We start from the raw sequence: 18,370 nt of genomic DNA, 5'->3' as shown, positions 1-18,370 counted from the left end.
ACCCAACGCGCGGACGGGCCGCCTCCGGTGCCAGCGAGACGAAGAGTAGGGCTAGGGGGCCAAGCGATCACGGCCACACGGGACGAATCGTGATGCTTAGGACCGACAACATTTCTTACATGTGCCGAAACGACGCCGCGTGACGGATCCGACCGCCCCTTGGCCCTACCCGGGTGCCCGGTGGTGGAGCTTCGACCTCCACACCCACACGCCCGCGTCCTCGGATGTGACCTCCGATGTCACGCCCGAGGAGTGGTTGCTTGCCTGCATGCGAGCGCGCCTCGACTGCGTGGGCGTCACGGACCACAACTCCGGCGCGTGGATTGACCGCCTCAAGTCTGCACTCGAGGCGTTGGAGGAACAGCAGCACGAGGAGTTTCGCCCTCTGTATCTGTTTCCGGGCGTTGAACTGACCGTCAATGGGGGGTTTCACCTGTTGGCGCTCTTCGACCTCGATGCGAAGACGGCGGACATCGAGGGGCTCCTTGGATCCGTCGGATACCGCGGCCGGCAGGGCCACGACGGCGCCGCCACCAGAAAGTCGCCCATCGAAACCGTTCAAGCGGTCCTTGACGCTGGGGCCATCCCCATCCCGGCGCATGTGGACCGCCCCAAGGGATTGCTCCAGCTGAGAAGCGAGTCCGACGCAGGTGCGCTTCTGGACGCCGTGACCGTCGCACAAGTCTTGGACAGCAACGCGATTCTGGCTGCGGAGGTGGTCGATCCGAATACCCGGAAACCGCAGATATACACGGAGAGACACCTGAGGTGGGCGGAGGTGCTGGGCTCGGACGCGCACGAGCCCGACAAACTGGGTGCACGGTACACATGGGTGAAAATGGCGCAGCCCGCGCTCGACGCACTGCGTCTGGCTCTTCTTGACGGGGCGAGTTACTCGATTCGACGCAGCGACGAGCCCGAACCCTTCGATCCGTTCCACGTTCCAACTCATTGTGTCGAAGGCATCCGAATCAGCGACGCTCGCTATATGGGGCGGGGCGAATCGGCCGAGTTCAGGTTCAGTCCGTGGCTAAGCGCGCTCGTGGGCGGTCGTGGGACCGGCAAGTCCACCGTCATCCATGCGCTGAGATTGGCATCGCGACGGGATGGCGAACTCGCGCACCTGGAGGAGGGAAGCGAGGCGCGCGTGACCTTCGACCGTTTCGGTCGCGTACCGCGGAGTCGGATGGCCCGCGGAGGCCTGACGCCTGAAACCGAACTCCAGTGGTCTGTACTGCGGCATGGGGTCCGCCATCGGGTAAACTGGCGGAACGACGGGCAAGGCACGGCGGTTGAGGACCAAAAGGATGACGGAAGTTGGGTCGAATCGGCGTCCCAATCGGTTCCGCCCGACCGGTTTCCGATCCGGATCTTCAGCCAAGGCCAGATCGCCGGTTTGGCTGCGGATGATCGGCAGGCCTTGATGCACGTCATCGATCAGGCGGCCAACACCTCGGCGCTGCGGGAGGATCTGGAGAAAGCCCGTTCGGCCTTCTATTCGACGCGAGCCGGCGTTCGCGAACTCGACGCCCGGCTGTCGCGGCGACCTGACGAGTTGGTGGTCGAGCAGGAGGATGTCGAACGCAAGCTGGAACGCTTCGAGGAGGCAGCGCACAGGACCGTTCTGAGAGAGTATCGACGGAGGGGCCGCCAGCGCGCCGAGGTTGATCGGCAGTTCCGCGAAGTAACGGAGGCTGCGGAACGAATCGAACACACGGCGGACGATCTCGATCCGACAGACGTTCCGGTTGACGTGTTTGGCGAGGAGTCGAAAGAGGACGACGCGGCCGAAACCATCTCTGCGCTCCACGAGGCGATGCGAGACGCCGCTGAGCGGCTGCGCTCGACCGCTCGGCAGCTTCTTGCGAAGGCCGCGTCGCAGCGGGCGATGCTGGGGGAAAGCGCCTGGCACGACGCGTGCGGCGAGGCGACGGAACGCTACGAGGAGTTGGTCGAAGCGCTCCGCTCCGTCGGCGTTGACGGGCCGGAACAGTACGGCGCGCTCGTGCAGGAGCGTCGGCGGATTCTCAGCGAGCGCGAGCAACTCAAGTCGCAACGCGAGGAGCGAGACAGGCTGAGAGGACGCGCCGACGCGCAACTGCTGGAGATCGGTCGATTGCGCCGTCAACTGAGTCGCATCCGGCAGGAGTTCCTTGCTGGGGCGCTTGCGGGGGATCCGTTCGTGCGCATGGAGATACGGCCCTACGAGCCCGACCCTCTAGTGATGGAGCGTCACCTGCGGGAGATCCTCAATGTGCTCGACGACCGCTTCAGGGAAGACATTCTCGTACGGGAGGATGGGCAGCCGGCGAAGGGGATCGTGGCGGAGCTGGTTCTAGACGTGTCGCCGTCAGCTTCTGATCCGGCGGAAGTCCACGAACAGAAGTTGCAGGACCTTAAGCTGCGATTCGAATCGGCCTGCGAAGGGAATGGCGATTTCGGTGGTCACTTCAACAATTACTGCGAGCGTGAGTTCGGGAAGGCCCCCGAGTTTCTCGATAGACTGTTGGCGTGGTTTCCCGGGGATGGTCTGACCGTCGAATACAGCCCCAAGGGAGACGGCCGCGACTTCCGGCCCATCGCTCAGGCATCGGCGGGCCAGCGCTCGGCGGCGATGCTGGCCTTCCTTCTCGCGCACGGCGACGAGCCGCTGATCCTCGACCAGCCGGAGGACGATCTGGATAACAAGCTGATCTACGACCTGGTAGTGCGACAGATTAGGGAGAACAAGCTTCAACGCCAGATCATCGTGGTCACGCACAATCCGAACATCGTGGTGAACGGCGATGCGGAGATGCTGCACGTCATGGATTTTTCCGCGGGTCAGTGCCGCGTTGCGCGGGAGGGATCTCTGCAGGAGCGTGAGATCCGAGACGAAGTGTGCCGGGTGATGGAGGGTGGCCGAGACGCATTCGAGCGTAGATACCGGCGGCTGGGAGATGAGCCGGGTGTTCGATAGCAAGAAGGAGTTGCTGGACAATATCCGGCTCGGAGAAAGCTCGTTCTTGGAACTGAAGGAGGTCCGGTTTGCCGGATCGAAGATACGCGGACCAACCCGGGACAGCCTCGCCGACGAATTAGCCGCGTTCGCAAACAGTCGCGGGGGAGTCTGCTTGCTTGGAGTGGAGGACCAGTCGCGCCAGATCGTAGGTATTCCGTTCGACCGGCTCGACGACGTGATGGTCTGGTTGCGCCAGCTTTGTACCGATTCGATAAAGCCGCCGGTGATTCCGGTCATCGAACGCCTGCTACTGCCAACCGAGGCGGGTGACGAAGCCGCCGTCATTAAGGTCGAGATTCCACCGAGTCTGTGGGTTCATCGAAGTCCCGGCGGATACCTGCACCGGGTTGCTGACGAGAAGCGGCCCATGTCGCCCGAATACCTTGCGAGATTGATCCAGCACCGGAGCCAAAGCGGGATCGTCCGTTTCGATGAACAGACCGTATCGGGCGTGCGCGTGGATGCCCTATCTGAGGCGCTGTGGGAGCGTTTTCGCACCCACCGTTCGGTCGATGCAAAGGACGACTTCTTGTCGAAACTCCGGCTGGCGCGGGTGGGTCCCGACGGCGTCCTGCGGCCCACGGTGGCAGGGATACTGATGGCGACCGACGATCCGCGGCGGTGGCTGCCAAACGCCTTCGTTCAGGCCGTCGCTTACCGTGGAACCCAGGTTCGGTCGAGCACTTCAGCGGATCCGTACCAGCTCGACGCGGCGGATCTGTCTGGGCCGCTGGACGCTCAGGTACGGGATGCGTGCAGCTTCGTCGCGAAGAACATGAGGGTGGCCGCGTTCAAGGATGTGGGCCGGATCGACCGCCCGGCGTTCGACATGACGGCCGTGTTCGAGGCAATGGTGAACGCGGTGGCCCACCGGGACTATTCGATTCACGGCTCGAAGATACGGCTGAGGCTGTTCGCGGACCGGTTGGAACTCTATTCGCCGGGGCGTCTTCCCAACACCATGACGATCGAGAATCTTCCGTACCTGCAATCATCGCGATACGAGGTTCTCACGAGCCTGCTCGCCAAGTGCGCGGTCCCCGACGGTATTCCCGGCCTTCGAACGGGCCGCCGTACGCTCATGGACCGGCGGGGTGAAGGCGTGCGAATGGTCCTCGACAACAGCCAGAGGCTGGCGGGCCGCAAGCCCGAGTACCGCATGATTGGGGACGAGGAGCTGCTGCTGACGATCTTCGCGCCCGGCGAGCGAACAGAGGAGGGAGTGTCGGGCGGGTGACGCTCGAGGAACTGACGCCGGACGCGGCGGTTCGGGGCATCCTGCCCGACTCGCTGGTCACCGTCGTCAGCGTCAAGTGGTTTGGCTCCGAGGCGCTGGAGTTGACCTTCAAGACTCTGGACGGCGGAGTCGATAACCGGCTGTTGTACCGGCAAGATGAGGGCGAACTGGACATCGTCGAGAGCGGGCGTCCGTGGGGTTTCGATGGCGACGGTGCCCTGTTCCGCCTGGTCTCCGAGGCGCAGCGGATTCGGCTGGCTCACCTGTTCGATCCCCTTCTTGCCGTCCACACGTCGGACGTTGAGCCGCTGCCGCATCAGATCACGGCCGTGTACCAGGAGATGTTGCCGCGGCAGCCGCTCCGTTTCCTGCTCGCCGACGATCCCGGCGCCGGGAAGACGATCATGGCCGGGCTGTTGATCAAGGAACTGATCGCGCGCGGCGACCTCAAGCGGTGTCTCGTCGTGTGCCCCGGCGGGCTCGCCGAGCAGTGGCAGGACGAGTTGTACCGGCGTTTCAACCTCCCTTTCGAGATCCTGACGAACGACAAGCTCGAGGCGGCGCGCACCGGGAACTGGTTCCTGGAGGCGAACCTCGTGATCGGGCGGCTCGACAAATTCGCGCGCGACGAGAACGTCCAGACGAAGCTCCAGGCGCCCGACGCCGAGTGGGATCTCGTGGTGTGCGACGAGGCGCACAAGATGTCGGCCAGCTACTTCGGCAACGAGGTCAAATACACGAAGCGACACCGGCTCGGGCAGCTTCTTTCTGGTGTCACACGCCACTTCCTGCTCATGACGGCGACGCCGCACAACGGGAAGGAGCAGGATTTCCAGCTCTTCATGGCGCTCCTGGACGGCGACCGTTTCGAGGGCCGGTTCCGGGACGGCGTGCACATGACCGACACCTCGGACCTGATGCGCCGCATGGTGAAGGAGAACCTGCTCAAGTTCGATTCGACCCGACTCTTCCCGGAGCGGATCGCGTATACCGTGCCCTATCGGCTGTCCGCGCGGGAAGCGCAACTTTACTAGGAAGTCACCGCGTACGTGCGCGAGGAGTGGGGGCGCGCCGCCGCCCTGAAGGACAACAAGCGTGCAGGTACGAGCGGCTTCGCACTCACGATCCTTCAGCGGCGCCTCGCCTCGTCGCCCGCCGCGATTCACGAATCGCTCCGACGGAGACGGGAGCGGCTGAAGAGCAGCCTGAACGCCCGATCATGTGGTCCGTACCGTCACGGAGAACGGGCAAACATTAAAATTCAGAAGCCACGGGTTCGAGAAAGAGTAGTAGTCCCCGGCCTCCGAACCATCACCCTACCAAAGCACGGGTTTTCGAATGCGCGTTCCCGGAATCGGATCCGGCAGTTGTGAGCACTGCAGAGCGTTGGGCCGAATACGCGTCGAGAAGTTCGCGTGCTCCATGAGCTGGCGTGACGGCCGCCTGGTCCCCGGTGTCACGAGGCCGATCTGCTTTGAGAGTTGTTTCCTTACGAGGCGCATTGCTTCAGCGATGTCGCTGTCGTTCGTCACGACCACCGCGCAGTCGTAGGCATCCAGCCAGCCGTCATTGAGTAGATGCACCGCGAGATTAACGTCCGAGCCTTTCTCTTCGGTGCGGATCACTTCGGCCGTGCGCTGGCTTCCGACCGGGTTCGCGAGCGGAGCCCGTACCGGATGGCTCAGGAAGTGCCCGAAATACACCTCTACCTCGGGCCGGTACCGCTGGAGAGCGCGGAGATACAGATTCTGTCTCCGCGGCTTGAATTGGTCGGCGGCGTTCCCGAAACTCGGGCCGTGAAGTACTTGACCGCGAGGATCCGGTGATGCGCCTGCAGCACCTTCTCGAACAACGCGACCAGATCCAGCCATTTCGATGACGAACCCTTGAGGGCTCCGTAATACAAATTGAAGCCGTCTACATAGACAAATGTGCGCATCGCTGACTGCCTTAAAAGAAGCAGGGGCCTCCGAGGAGGCCCCGCGCCCTGCGGTCGAAGCCACAGGGGGTGTTAGCGGTAACCTAGCAAGTCGAGCGAACGACATCAAGCCGGTCGCCACGGGGGACCATCTCCAGCTTGACGTGGCGGACGCGCGTGACCACCGTCGGGCTTGAATTCCGCCCTTGGGAGATGACCATCGACTGCTCCGGATCCTGACGCGTGCCGGTCACCGTAGTTCGCGCGCCGGCTGCTGCCCCCCTATGGCAGGCGTGCGCGGACCGTTTTCTCGCGGGATCCGCGTCGCCGACCAGTTCTGATGCGTGGATCTGGCTCAACCACCGGAATCTGCGGGACCTCCTGTACGAAGCGGCTTACGAGCGCGGCCGGCCCGGCTGGCTCGACCCGCCCGTCACGCTGTTCGGGGAGCTGACCGAGCGGTTCGGGATCCGGGACAGGCCGGTCGGACTGCTCACGCGGCGTCGCCTGGTGAGCCGGCACGCGGCCCGGCTCGGCCGCCGGATCCTCGGCAGGGAGCCCGGCCGGGGGGACGGCGTGATCCGCGGGCACATGCTCGACGCGCTGCTGGGCGACCTGCTGCCGGAAGGCGTTTCGCCGGACGAACTGGCGCGGGCGCTGGGCCGGCTGGGCGGCGACGACTTCGCCCTGCGGCGCAACGAATGGGTCGTCGCCGTCTACCGCGCGTATCTGGACGCGCTCCGGAAACGCGGCCTCCTGGACTCGCGTTCGGTCAACGCCCACATCGCCGAGCGAATCGAGGCGGGCGGGCTGCCCGCGGCCATCGGGGGGGCGCGGGAACTTCACGTCTACAGCATCGCGAGTCCGCGCACGCGCCGCCGCATGCTCACGGCGCTCGCCCGGCAGGAGGAGGTGGAGGTCCGTCTCTACCTCCCGCTGGAGTCCGAGCCGGACCCCTTCTTCGATGCGCTGGCGGCCCGCACGGAGCTGATCGGCGGTCCCGACGACGCCGCCGAAGTCCGTCCCCCGCAGGTGCAGCCGGTCCCCGACGCCGCGCGCGAGATGACCTGGGTCGCGCGGCAGGTCAAGGAGATTCTGTCCGCGGGGGAGGCCGAACCGCATCAGGTCGCCGTCGTGGCGCGATCCGGCCGCGACAACACCCACCGCGCGTTCCGGGCGCTGATTCGCGCCGGTGTCCCCGCCAGCGCCCGCATCCGGTCCTCGCTGGTCGAGATCCCGGCGCTCAAGGCGCTCCTCCTCATCCTGCGGGGGGCGGCGCGGAACTGGGACTACCGCGCCCTGCGCGCCGTCCTCGAACACCCCTACTTCGACACCCGCATGGACCTGCGCAGCGTCGACGCGGTGGCGGCGAACCGGCGGGTCGTGGGGCTTGGCGCATGGGGGGAGAGCCTCGAACGGCTCCGGAAGCTCGTGGACGACAAGGCGCGCGAAGTCCGCGGCCGCGGACTCTTCGCCGACCGGGTGGGAAAGGACATCGAGGCCCTCGAGGCCATGCGCGAGGTGCTCGAACCCCTGGGGAGGGCCCGCCCCGAGGCTGACTGGATCGACATCACGCTCGACCTCCTGAAGAAGGATCGCGGCGTCTTCCGACTGAGGCGGCGGGTGTGCGACCCCGTCGAGGAAAGGTGGGAAGTCGTGCGCGCCGACCAGCGGGGCATCCACCTCCTCGAACGGCTGCTGGCGGAGTGGCGGGGCCTCGACCACGCCGACGACCCTCTCGAGCCGGCGGCGTGGCACGCCCTCCTGAGGAAGCTCCTGCAGGCGAACGAACTCGTCCTCTCCACCCCGGGGCAGAAGGGGGTCCAGGTCCTCGAAGCGCACGACGCGGCGCTGGTCCCCTTCGCCCACACCTTCGTCGTGCATGCCAACGACCGCGAGTTCCCCCGCACGACGGGTTCCACGGGCGTGTTCACCGATGTCGAACGCCGCCGTCTCGCCGCACTCGGGCTTCCGGTCGCGTACCGGGACGAGACCCTGCGGCGGGAGCGGGGACTGTGGCGCGCGGTGACGCAGCAGGCGGGCTCGGTGTGGATCAGCTACCGGACGACGGACGCGGGCGGCACGCCCCTCCTCCCCTCGCTCATGGTCCCGGAGCACGATGACAGCGTGGGACTGCCCCGCGTCCGCCGTCCCTCGGACGACCGGGAGCCTCTCACGCCGGTCGAGGCCGACGAGCGCGCCGCCTTCGCACTGCACCAGGCGCTGGGAGGCTCGGACACGGCCCGGCGGACCCGGATTGCGCCCGCCCGCCCCGGACGCATCGCGCGGGCCATCGTGGCGGCGGCCGCCGAGGTTCACCGCGGGCCGGGGCTCGACCGCTACCCCGGGTTCCTCCTGCCGGCTCAGGCATCGAGCCTCACGCCGGCCCTGCACCCCGCATATCGACCCAACCCATGGAACGGTCACCTGCGCGATCCGGATGTGCTTGGGCAACTGGGGCGCCGTTTCGGCGAGGACTACCGGTGGTCGGCGAGCAAGCTCGAAGCCTACGCCCGGGCGCCCTTCACTTTCCTCATGGACCGCGTGCTCTGGCTCGAAGGGGTCGAGGAAGCGGAGGAAGAGACCACACCTCTCGCCTTCGGGAGCGTCGCGCACGAGATCCTCGAGCGCTTCTACGCCGAGTTCAAGGACCGGCTCCCTCTAACCCTTGCGGGTCCCGCCGAGAACCGCCTCGCGGAGATCTCCCGGGAGGTCTGCGCCAGGCGAGAGGAGGAGGGAGAGTGGTTCGGCGTCGCCTCCCTCTGGGAACAGACCCGGGAGGGGATCGTGCGGGCGGTCCGCGGCTACATCGCCTGGGAACTGGAGCACATGGCGAAGAAGGGCGAGCGCCCCGTCGAGACGGAGGTGGGCTTCGGCTTCGACGAGGAGGTCACGTTCCTCGACGGCGAGGACGTGCGCGGGCGGGCCTCACGCCTGCGCCTGTGCGGCCGCATAGACCGGGTGGACCGGGGCGGGGAGGGGGCCGGGGTTCACCACGTACTCGACTACAAGAGCGGCGGGACCCCGGGCGCACCGGACTTCGACGACGCGACCGCCCTCCAGGGCGTGCTCTACGCGCGGATATTGGCCGATCGGGGCTACGAGATGGGCTCCAGCCGCTACCGGTCGATCAAGCGCCCGGGGAGCCCCCAGAACGGAGGTCTGGTCAAGTTCGGTACGCCCAGTTACGACCGGGCTATCTCGCTGGCGCTCTCCATCCCCGGCCGGGTGCGGAGCGGATGCTTCGAGGCCGTCGCCTCGCGGAAGGGCGGCTGGAAACCCTGGGATCCCGAACTCGAGATCCGGCGCAACGACGCGCGACTCCGCGAGGGCCATCGCTTCAACGACTCCGGGGAGGTCGCCGATGGCTGAGCTCCTGTGGACCCCCGAGCAGGTGCGCGCGATCCGGTCCGAGGACGATACGCTGCTGGTGGCGAACGCGGGCACGGGCAAGACGACGACCGTGGTCGGCAAGATCATGTGGCGCCTCGGCCTCCCCTTCGGGATCAGCGAGGAGAGGGGCGAACCGCTCGATCCCCCGGCCGACCCCTGTCGGCTGGACGAGATCGCCGCCATCACCTTCACGGAGAAGGCGGCCTACGACCTCAAGCGGCAGCTTCGGCGGCGGATCGAGGCGTCGCCGCGCGGCGACGAACTGCGCTGGGAAATCGACCGGGCCTCCGTCGGCACCATCCATTCGTTCTGCGGCGAACTGCTCCGCGAACACGCCCTGCGCCTGGGGATCGATCCCACCTTCGAGATCCTCGATGAAGACGGAGCGTCGGCCGAGCAGGACGAACTCATCAAGGCGCTGCTTCTGGAGAGGCTCGATGAGGAGGACCCGGCCACGCAGGCGATAGTCCGCCGGCTGGGGCTCACGGGCTCGGCGCACACCAAGGGCGCCATCGATCACGTGCGGGATGTAATGCGCGACCTCCGCTGGCGGGAGGCGCGGTACGCGAAGTGGCTGCCCCGCGACACGCCGCCCGTCGAGGAAACGGATCCCGAACCGGTGTCGGGCGATTTCCTCGAGCTCTTTCCCGCAGCCGTCGAGGCTCGCCCTTCCGTGCTCGACCTTTCCGCGCTGGCGGCCGCGTGCGCGGAGTTCGAGGAGCGGGACGAGGAGGCGCTCGCCATCTGCTCACAGCTGGTTGAGCTGGCGCTCGAGGCGCGCACCCGCTGGGACGCCTGGCTGGAGGAGGAGAACCAGCGCGACTTCGACAGCCTCGTCCTGGGGGCGTCCGATCTCCTCCTCGGCCCGTCCGGGGGCGCCGCCCTGGCCGCGATCCGAGATCGCTACCGGATGCTGATCATCGACGAATTCCAGGATACCGACTTCACGCAGCGCGACATCGCCTTCGCCATCGCGCGCGGGGTGGACCGTCCCCAGCTCTTTCTCGTGGGGGATCCGAAGCAGAGCATCTACCGCTTCCGCGGCGCCGACATCTCGGTGTGGAACGCCGTCGCCGCCGACTTCGCGGACGAGGGCGAGGTCCTCGATCTGCCGCGGAACTTCCGCAGCGCCCCTCCGATCGTCGACTTCGTGAACGTTGTGAGCGGGGCGGCGATGGAGGAGACGGGGACCACGCTCGCTGACGAACGCCCCGAGAGCCGGATCGACTACGCGGATCTCGTGGCCGGGATCCCCGACCACGCCCAGACCGGCGTCGAGTGGGTCGGGGTACCGAAGGGACGGGCCGCGGAGCAGCGGGAAGCCGAGGCCGTACACATCGCGTCGTGGATCCTCGACTCGGTGGGCCGCGCCGAGATCCGGGATCCGGACACGGGCGAACTTCGTCGGCTGGCCTTCCGCGATGTCGCGCTTCTCTACCGCGCCCGCACCGGGCTCACGCACATGGAGACGGCGCTCAAGCGCTACGGCATTCCCCACTTCGTCTCCGGCATGACGCACCTCGGCCAGCGCCAGGAGATCCTCGATGTCCTCAACGCGCTGCGTCTGCTCCAGAACGAGCGGGACGACGTGCGCGCCTTCGGCTACCTGCGCTCGCCGTTCGTCGGGCTCCGGGACGAGACGATCGCCCGCATCCGCATGCTCCAGCGCGGCGGCCCTCTCCTCCGCCAGGCGAAGCGGTGGCTGGCGGAAGGGGAGTGGCCGGAAGCTCCCGATCACCCGCGGCTGACCCCGATTGAACGGCGGGCGCTGGAGGAAGGGCTCTCGGTTCTCGACGACCTGCGCCAGCTCGCGCCGCGGCTCGCTCTCGACGAAGTCATCGAGGAGTTGCTCGAGCGCACCGGATACCGGCTGCACGTGCTGTTGATGGAGGGGGCGGAGGAGATTCTCGGGAACCTCCAGGGTCTCATCCACTTCGCGGAGTCCCACCGCGCGCACGATTTCTCCACCTTCTTCCAGGTCTGGGACCGGTCGACGAACCGTGATGTCGGACTCCCGCAGGCCCCGCTCTATTCCAAGGAAGACGATGTCGTCACCCTGTCGACGATCCATCAGGCCAAGGGGCTGGAATGGCCGGTCGTCGTCCTGACCGGAGTCGACAGGAAACTCTGGACTCTGCGCTCGAACGAGTACTGGGCGGACCCCGAACTCGGCCCCCTCTTCTGCCTCAAGGCGTCCGAACGGGGAGAGCGCGGCAACCGGATCGTACGCCGCGAAGAACTCGAGTCGACGGCGGAGGAGGCTCGCCTCCTGTACGTGGCGGCGACGCGGGCCCGGGACCGTCTCGTCATCGTGGGACCATTGGGTGGGGAGAAGGGCTACGACAAATGGCTCGCGCGCGGCGCGGCCGAGGCGCGAAGCGACGTAGAGGTACAGGCTGCCCCGCAGACCGGCCGCCCGCCGACGCTGGAGTGGCTGAACCGGTACGAGGTGGCGGCGCCTCCGGCGCTGATCCGCCCTCTCGCCGCGCCCCCTCTTCGCTGGACCCGCTCGGCCACCGAACTCATGCTGCGGGACGAGGAGCCGGAAGAGTGGGCCCGCCGCTACGAGCACGGGGTGCTCGCCCCGTGGCATTTCGCGCCCGCGTCGTCGAGGGAGGAGGCGGGACTCCCCGCCACGGTCCGGGGCCAGATCATCCACGGCGTGCTCGAGCGGCTGGAGGCGGAGGCCGAGATCGCCCGCGTCGTCGAGGAGACGATTGGTTCGCTCGACGAGCCGGAACTCGAACACATGCTTCGTCCCGGGAGCGAGTACCGCGAGCAGCTGGAGGAGGAGATCCGCCGGGTGGCCGCGAGCGAGGAGTGGGCCTGGTACACGGAGGGCGCACTCGGCCGCGACTACTGGAAGGAACTCACCTTCACGCACCTGGAAGGCGCGCGTGACTGGCGCTTCGGCGCGTTCGACCTCTACCGGCGGCTCACGGGCCCCGTGCCCGAGCGGCTGGCCCGCGGGCTCGACCTCGACGAGCGGCTGGACGCGCTGGTGATCGACTTCAAGACGCACCCCATCTCGGCCGCCCAGGCCCCGCGCGTGGCCCGCGGCTATGCGATCCAGGCGGACATCTACCGGGCCGCCGCCGCGAGCATGGCCGGCCGGGTCACCGTCGGCCTGCACTTCACCCGACCGAACGAACTCGTCCCGATGCGCAAGAGGCCGGATCCGACCTGACCAGCTTGGTGTGTAGCGGACGGCTTAGGGTGCGGGGAACTGGACCGCCACCGGTGATAGGTTTTCGGCGCTTGGCGCTCATCTGTGAAGAGATTTGCAAATCTGTGAAGCTTTTTGACGTTTACGGATAGGCTGTGAATTCTTTTCAACAACCTTAAGCGTTTCGTGAAGATTTTCTTGCGTTACACCAAATCCGTGATAAGTTTTGACGATCAGTGAAGATTTTCTTGCGAAAATGAGACCTTTGTGAATCTGCGTTTTCCCTCATGAGCCTCCGGCGGCGGCCCCCAGAACCCGGGCAACCTGCAGGTTACGCTGCGCTTATAGCCCAGCACGACCTTCAAGTTCCGCCGCCGCCCCGGCTGGCCGCCATCGCCGAGCGCCATCGTCCCACCTCCACACGCCAGTGGAAGTTGCTTTCTCCGAGCCACGCCCCAGAGGAGAGTCTACGAGGGCAGCTGGAGTTCGCCTTGAAGTGGGAGGGGGTGAGTCTGGGCGTGCTCTCCGCCCTTTTCAGGAAGATCGACCCGCGCGAGATCGTGCGGATCGTGCGTGACAGGCCCACGGGCGCCTACGCTCGCCGTACTTGGTTTCTTTATGAATGGTTGATGGACGCACGCCTCGACCTTCCCGACGCCGGCAAGGTGAAAGCTGTTCCGGTTGTGGATCCCAGGCAGCAGTTCGCACCGGAGAGCGGACCCCTCTCACGTCGGCATCGGGTGCGGAACAACCTGCCGGGTACGAGGTGGTTCTGCCCGCTGGTCAGACGGACCCCTCAACTTGAGCGCTATGTGCACATGCGCTTGGGGGAGCGAGCCCGGGAAGTTCTTGGACGTACCCACCCGGATGTCGTCCGTCGCGCCGCGGCATTTCTGCTCCTCGAAGACAGTCAGGCGTCGTTTCAGATCGAAGGTGAGCACCCGACGCCGGATCGGGGGCTCCGTTGGGGCCAAGCGATCGGCGAGGCTGGCCAGCGAGACCTTGCGATCGATGAGCTGGTGCGCCTGCAGGAACTCGTGATCGGTGACTCGAGATTCGTCGAACTCGGGCTCCGGACCGAGGGCGGGTGGATCGGCGATCGCGACCGGGGGACGCGTGATCCGATTCCGGAACATATCAGTGCACGTCCGGACGACTTGGCCGATCTGATGCGGGGGGCGGTCGAGTATGGTCGGCGGACAGAACAGACGGCCGTCGATCCCGTCATATCGGCGGCTGTTCTGTCTTTCGGGTTCGTATACATCCATCCCTTCGAAGATGGGAACGGCCGCCTTCATCGCTGGCTGATTCATCACGTGCTGGCCCGTGCAGGGTACAACCCGCCGCATGTCGTGTTTCCCGTGAGTGTCCCTATGCTGAGGCGGATCTCGGAGTACCGTGAGGTTCTCCGCAGCTACTCCTCGCAGGTCCTGCCCCTGGTTGAGTGGCGCGCCACGAGACGGCACAACGTCGAGGTCCTGAACGAAACGGTCGACTTCTACCGGTTCTTTGACGCCACGGCTCACGCCGAGTTTCTATATGGGTGTGTCGAGGAGACAGTGATGCGGGATCTCCCCCGAGAAGTCGCATATCTGGAAGGGTATGACGAGTTCTCGCGGCGTGTGCAGGAGGAAGTCGCGGACATGCCGGACCAGACGATTGATCTCCTGTCGAGGTTCCTCCGGCAGAACCGCGGCAAGCTGTCCAGGCGGGCGCGCACCCGAGAGTTCGAGCGATTGACCCCGAAGGAAGTGGAACAGGTGGAGGCGCTCTATGCGAGTTGTTTCCCATCGGAAGCCCCCGAGGGGGCAGGTTATCGCAACACTGCGGACCCATAGCCGCTGCTGGCAGAAGCATGCGGGATCGATTGCGAATAGAGGCTCAACGGGCGTCCGCTTCCGCGCCCGTCACCAAGGGGAGTCGAGCCGATGACGGAGAAACTGGAACGCTGGTTCAGGCTTTCGGAGCGCGGCTCCGACGTGCGGACGGAGGTGACGGCGGGGGTCACGACCTTCCTGACGATGGTCTACATCGCCTTCGTCAATCCGCAGATCCTCTCCGAGGCCGGCATGCCGTTCGGGGCCGTGTTCGTCGCGACCTGTCTGGCGGCGGCGTTCGCCACCCTGGTGATGGGGCTGTACGCGAACTACCCGATCGCGCTCGCGCCCGGGATGGGGCTGAACGCCTTCTTCACCTACGGCGTCGTGCTCGGACTCGGGTACGAGTGGGAGGTCGCGCTCGGGGCCGTGTTCGTGTCCGGCGTGCTGTTCGTCACGCTGAGCATCCTGCCGGTGCGTCGCTGGATCATCGATGCGATCCCCCGCGGACAGAAGCTGGCCATCTCGGCCGGCATCGGCTTCTTCCTCGGCGTGATCGCGCTGCGGAACGCCGGCATCATCCAGGGTAGCCCGGCGACGCTCGTCACGGTCGGGGAACTGACGACGCCGCCGGCCGTGCTCGCCCTGCTCGGGTTCAGCGCGATCGCGGCGCTTTCGGCGCGGCGGGTTCCGGGCGCAGCGATCATCGGCATGCTCGGCGTGACGGTGGTCGGCCTCGTTCTGGGCGTCTCGGACTGGCACGGGGTGGCGTCGCTTCCGCCGGATCCTACGCCCACGCTGTTCGCGCTCGACATCGCCGGCGCGCTTCAGGTCGGCGCGATCACCGTCATCCTGACCTTCCTGATCGTCGATCTCTTCGATACGGCCGGCACGCTGATCGGCGTCGCGCACCAGGCCGACCTCCTCGACGAGGACGGGCGGCTGCCGCGGATCCAGCGGGCGCTGCTGGCCGATTCGACGGGAACCGTGGCGGGCACGCTGCTCGGGACCTCGTCAGTGACCAGCTACATCGAGAGCGCCGCGGGCGTCGGAGCGGGCGGCCGCACCGGTCTGACCTCCGTCGTCGTGGCCGGCCTGTTCCTCGGCTGTCTCTTCCTCGCGCCGCTGGCCGAGTCCATCCCCCCCTTCGCGACCGCCGCGGCCATCCTGTATGTCGCCTGCCTCATGGCCCGCGCCCTGAAGGACGTGGAATGGGACGACATCACGGAGTCCGCCGCGGCGGTCGTGACCGCGATCGCCATCCCCCTCACCTATTCGATCGCGGACGGGATCGGGCTCGGCTTCATCAGCTACGTCGCGATCAAGGTGCTGGCGGGCCGCTGGCGCGACTGCTCGCCGATGCTGCTCGTGGTGGCGCTGGTGTTCGCCGCGAAGTTCATCTGGCTGTAACCTCCCGACCCGTGAGCCCCGTGACCCTCCTGGATCGAGAGGCTGAATGAAGCTGACCAGACCGCTGGCCGCAGTCGGGTTCCTCCTCGCCGTGCCGGGGGCCGCGGCCGGACAGACGGAGTTCCAACTTCAGATGGGCAGCCTGGTGAACCCCTTCGAGGAAACCAGCGACGGGACGGTCGTCGTCACCTTCCAGTCCGCCGCGCAGTGGTCGTGGGGCGACCATTTCCTCTTCTTCGACTACAGCGCCGATGGCGGCAACGACGGTTTCAACGAGAAAGATCTGTACGGGGAGTGGTACCCGTCCCTCAGCCTCGGCAAGATCACGGGGGGCCGGGTGGGATTCGGGCCGATCCGCGACTTCGCGGTGCTGGGAGGGGTGAACTACAGCGCGCAGGCAAAGGTGCTCAAGTACACACCGGGGTTTCGGGCGTCCTGGGACATCCCGGGGTTCATCTTCCTCAACACGGAATTCGCTCGCATGATCGACGCGAGCAGCGGGCTCGACGGCGGTGGCGCCCCGAGCACGAGCGACGGCTTCATGTTCGACGTGAACTGGCTCGCCACATGGGAGATGCTGGGGCATTCGTTCACCTTCACCGGCCACGCCGAGTACATCAGCGGGGTGACGAACGAACTCGGCAACAACGACCTGGGCTGGATCCTGGCGCAGCCGCAGTTGAGGCTGGATGTGGGCCGGGCGCTGGGCGGCGGCGGCGGCCGGCTCATGACCGGCATCGAATACCAGTACTGGCGCAACAAGCTGGGGACCGACGTGACGGAAAGCGCGGTCCAGTTCCTCGTCGTGTGGCGACTCTGAGGTCCGGCTCCGTCTTCCCGGCGAGGAGCCGGCGGCTCGGGCGCAGCCTGCTGGCGAGTTCGTTGCTCGCCGCCGTGGCGGCTGTCACCGGAGATCCGGTCCGGCTCTCGGCGCAGACGCCGGAGCAGCGGTACGGTGACTGGGCCCGGCCCGGGTTCCGTCCGCAGGAGTACGAGTTTCGCCGCAACCGGATCATCGACGGCCTGCGCGCCACGGGGGGCGGCCTCCTCCTCGTCCCCTCCTCGGATGGCCTCACGCACGGGGAGACGTTCCGTCAACTCGAGGACTTCTGGTATCTGACGGGCCTGGAAGTCGTCCAGTCCATGCTGGTGCTGGACGCGGAGCGTGGTCTCTCGACCCTCTTCATGCCGCAGCGGGATCCGCGCTTCGAGAACCCGGGGCGCCGAAACGACTTTCCGGGCCGTCCGCTGCTGGACGACTACCAACTCCGCGGCTTCGGCGGGGCCGACGACTACCGCGACATCGCCGAACTTGAGGGCTTCCTCGGCGAGCGCCTGGGTACGGGCGCCCTCCTCCGGGTCAACGCCGGCGCCGCGGGCCCCGTGCCGGACCCGGTCGTGCCGCTGATCGGGGGTCTCGACCCCACGGCGTCCCTGATCCGGCGTCTCCGGGACGACTATCCCGAGGTCGAGATCGTCAACGCCTTCGACATCATCGCCCGTCTCCGCATGGTGAAGACGCCCGCGGAGATCATGCGCATGCGGCGCGCGGCCGCCGCGACGATGGCGGGGATCCGGGCCGCCGCCGCTCTCGTTCGGCCGGGGGTCGACGAGCGCACTCTGCAGGGCGAGTTCGAGCGCGCCTGCCGGGAGGCGGGCTCCCAGTCCATCCCCTTCACCCCCATCATCAAGTCGGGTCCCAACAGCCTGTGGCCGTGGCGGGTGCTCGCGGCCCACTACGACCGCCGCAACCGCGCCCTGCAGGACGGCGACCTCGTCATCCTCGACGTGGGTTGCGAGGTCAACGGCTATGTGAGCGACGTCGGACGCACCTTTCCGGCGAACGGCGCGTTCACGGAGATCCAGCGGGAGAAACTCCTCGTGAGCACCCGGACGGCGGAGGCCATCATCGCCGCCGTGCGCCCCGGCGTCACCCTGCGCGAGCTTACGGAAGTGGCCTACGACGCGATCCCGGACGAGGAGGAGCCGTACATGCAGACCCCCTCCTTCTTTGGTCACCATATCGGGCTGTCTTCGGGAGATCCCGCGCTTCTCGACGAACCGCTCGCGCCCGGGATGGTCTTCACCGTCGAGCCGTGGTACTACAACCACGACCTCGGGGTCTCGGTGTTCGTGGAAGAAGTCATCCTGGTCACGGAGGACGGGGCCGAAGTCCTGACCGCGGCGCTCCCCCGCGCGCCCGAAGCGCTGGAAAGGCTGGTACGCTAGGTGTTGCGCGTTGTCGGTTCCGCCGCGCGCGTTGCGTACTGCGGGGTTCTTCGCCTCATCGACCACTTACAAGCGCGAACTGGCGAAATCCTTCGTGCCCCTGCAGGCGCCAGATTCCGCGCGACCTTGGCCGGACTCCTACCGGGCGGGTTGCCAGCTGGGCGTGTGGGGATGAGGGTCCCTGGGGAACGCCTCCGTT

9 protein-coding genes and 1 pseudogene are annotated in these 18,370 nt (G+C 66.8%); 9 read left to right on the top strand and 1 reads right to left on the bottom strand.

From position 1 onward, the window contains the following. Positions 1–121: 121 nt before the first annotated feature. The 3 genes and pseudogenes from ACPXY0_RS14085 to ACPXY0_RS14075 all read left to right on the top strand — a co-directional run. Positions 122–2,959: a TrlF family AAA-like ATPase gene (locus tag ACPXY0_RS14085; RefSeq protein ID WP_423925587.1), complete on the top strand. Its 2,838-nt coding sequence runs from the start codon at positions 122–124 to the stop codon at positions 2,957–2,959. Next, entirely contained in the window at positions 2,949–4,238 is a 1,290-nt protein-coding gene (locus ACPXY0_RS14080) for an ATP-binding protein (protein WP_423930691.1), read from the top strand. Before ACPXY0_RS14085 ends, ACPXY0_RS14080 begins: the two co-directional genes overlap by 11 nt. Further along, positions 4,235–5,446: pseudogene (locus ACPXY0_RS14075) on the top strand (DEAD/DEAH box helicase); the annotation flags it as partial. The gene ACPXY0_RS14080 and the pseudogene ACPXY0_RS14075, both read left to right, overlap by 4 nt. Positions 5,447–5,554: 108 nt before the next feature. On the opposite strand, the gene ACPXY0_RS14070 reads toward ACPXY0_RS14075, so the two are convergent. Beyond that, on the bottom strand, positions 5,555–5,941 hold the full coding sequence (locus ACPXY0_RS14070) for an NYN domain-containing protein (protein ID WP_423925585.1): 387 nt from the start codon (positions 5,939–5,941) through the stop codon (positions 5,555–5,557). Between the two features lie 458 nt (positions 5,942–6,399). Here ACPXY0_RS14070 and ACPXY0_RS14065 point away from each other — a divergent pair, with 458 nt between their 5' ends. From ACPXY0_RS14065 to ACPXY0_RS14040, 6 genes are all read left to right on the top strand, one after another. Beyond that, positions 6,400–9,528: a PD-(D/E)XK nuclease family protein gene (locus tag ACPXY0_RS14065; RefSeq protein WP_423925583.1), complete on the top strand. Its 3,129-nt coding sequence runs from the start codon at positions 6,400–6,402 to the stop codon at positions 9,526–9,528. Further along, complete coding sequence (locus ACPXY0_RS14060; protein WP_423925581.1) at positions 9,521–12,736, top strand: UvrD-helicase domain-containing protein; 3,216 nt, start codon at positions 9,521–9,523, stop codon at positions 12,734–12,736. Before ACPXY0_RS14065 ends, ACPXY0_RS14060 begins: the two co-directional genes overlap by 8 nt. Before the next feature lie 470 nt (positions 12,737–13,206). After that, entirely contained in the window at positions 13,207–14,553 is a 1,347-nt protein-coding gene (locus ACPXY0_RS14055; protein WP_423925579.1) for a Fic family protein, read from the top strand. Positions 14,554–14,643: 90 nt separating this feature from the next. Next, positions 14,644–15,942, top strand: coding sequence for an NCS2 family permease (locus tag ACPXY0_RS14050; protein WP_423925577.1), 1,299 nt, complete (start codon positions 14,644–14,646; stop codon positions 15,940–15,942). A 46-nt stretch (positions 15,943–15,988) separates the two neighbouring features. Next, on the top strand, positions 15,989–16,762 hold the full coding sequence (locus ACPXY0_RS14045; protein WP_423925575.1) for a nucleoside-binding protein: 774 nt from the start codon (positions 15,989–15,991) through the stop codon (positions 16,760–16,762). After that, positions 16,750–18,171, top strand: a complete 1,422-nt coding sequence (locus tag ACPXY0_RS14040; protein ID WP_423925573.1) for an aminopeptidase P N-terminal domain-containing protein — start codon at positions 16,750–16,752, stop codon at positions 18,169–18,171. Before ACPXY0_RS14045 ends, ACPXY0_RS14040 begins: the two co-directional genes overlap by 13 nt. Positions 18,172–18,370 lie beyond the last annotated feature (199 nt).

Origin of the sequence: Candidatus Palauibacter sp. (assembly GCF_965237495.1) — a bacterium.
In the GTDB taxonomy this organism is placed as follows: domain Bacteria; phylum Gemmatimonadota; class Gemmatimonadetes; order Palauibacterales; family Palauibacteraceae; genus Palauibacter.
The sequence above is the reverse complement of the archived record's forward strand: the minus strand, read 5'-3'. Positions and strand labels throughout refer to the sequence as shown.

Bases quoted from the DNA above. Each gene is read 5' to 3' on its own strand.
- ACPXY0_RS14060 (WP_423925581.1), top strand. From the start codon at position 9,521: ATGGCTGAGCTCCTGTGGACCCCCGAGCAGGTGCGCGCGATCCGGTCC.
- ACPXY0_RS14050 (WP_423925577.1), top strand. From the start codon at position 14,644: ATGACGGAGAAACTGGAACGCTGGTTCAGGCTTTCGGAGCGCGGCTCC.
- ACPXY0_RS14045 (WP_423925575.1), top strand. From the start codon at position 15,989: ATGAAGCTGACCAGACCGCTGGCCGCAGTCGGGTTCCTCCTCGCCGTG.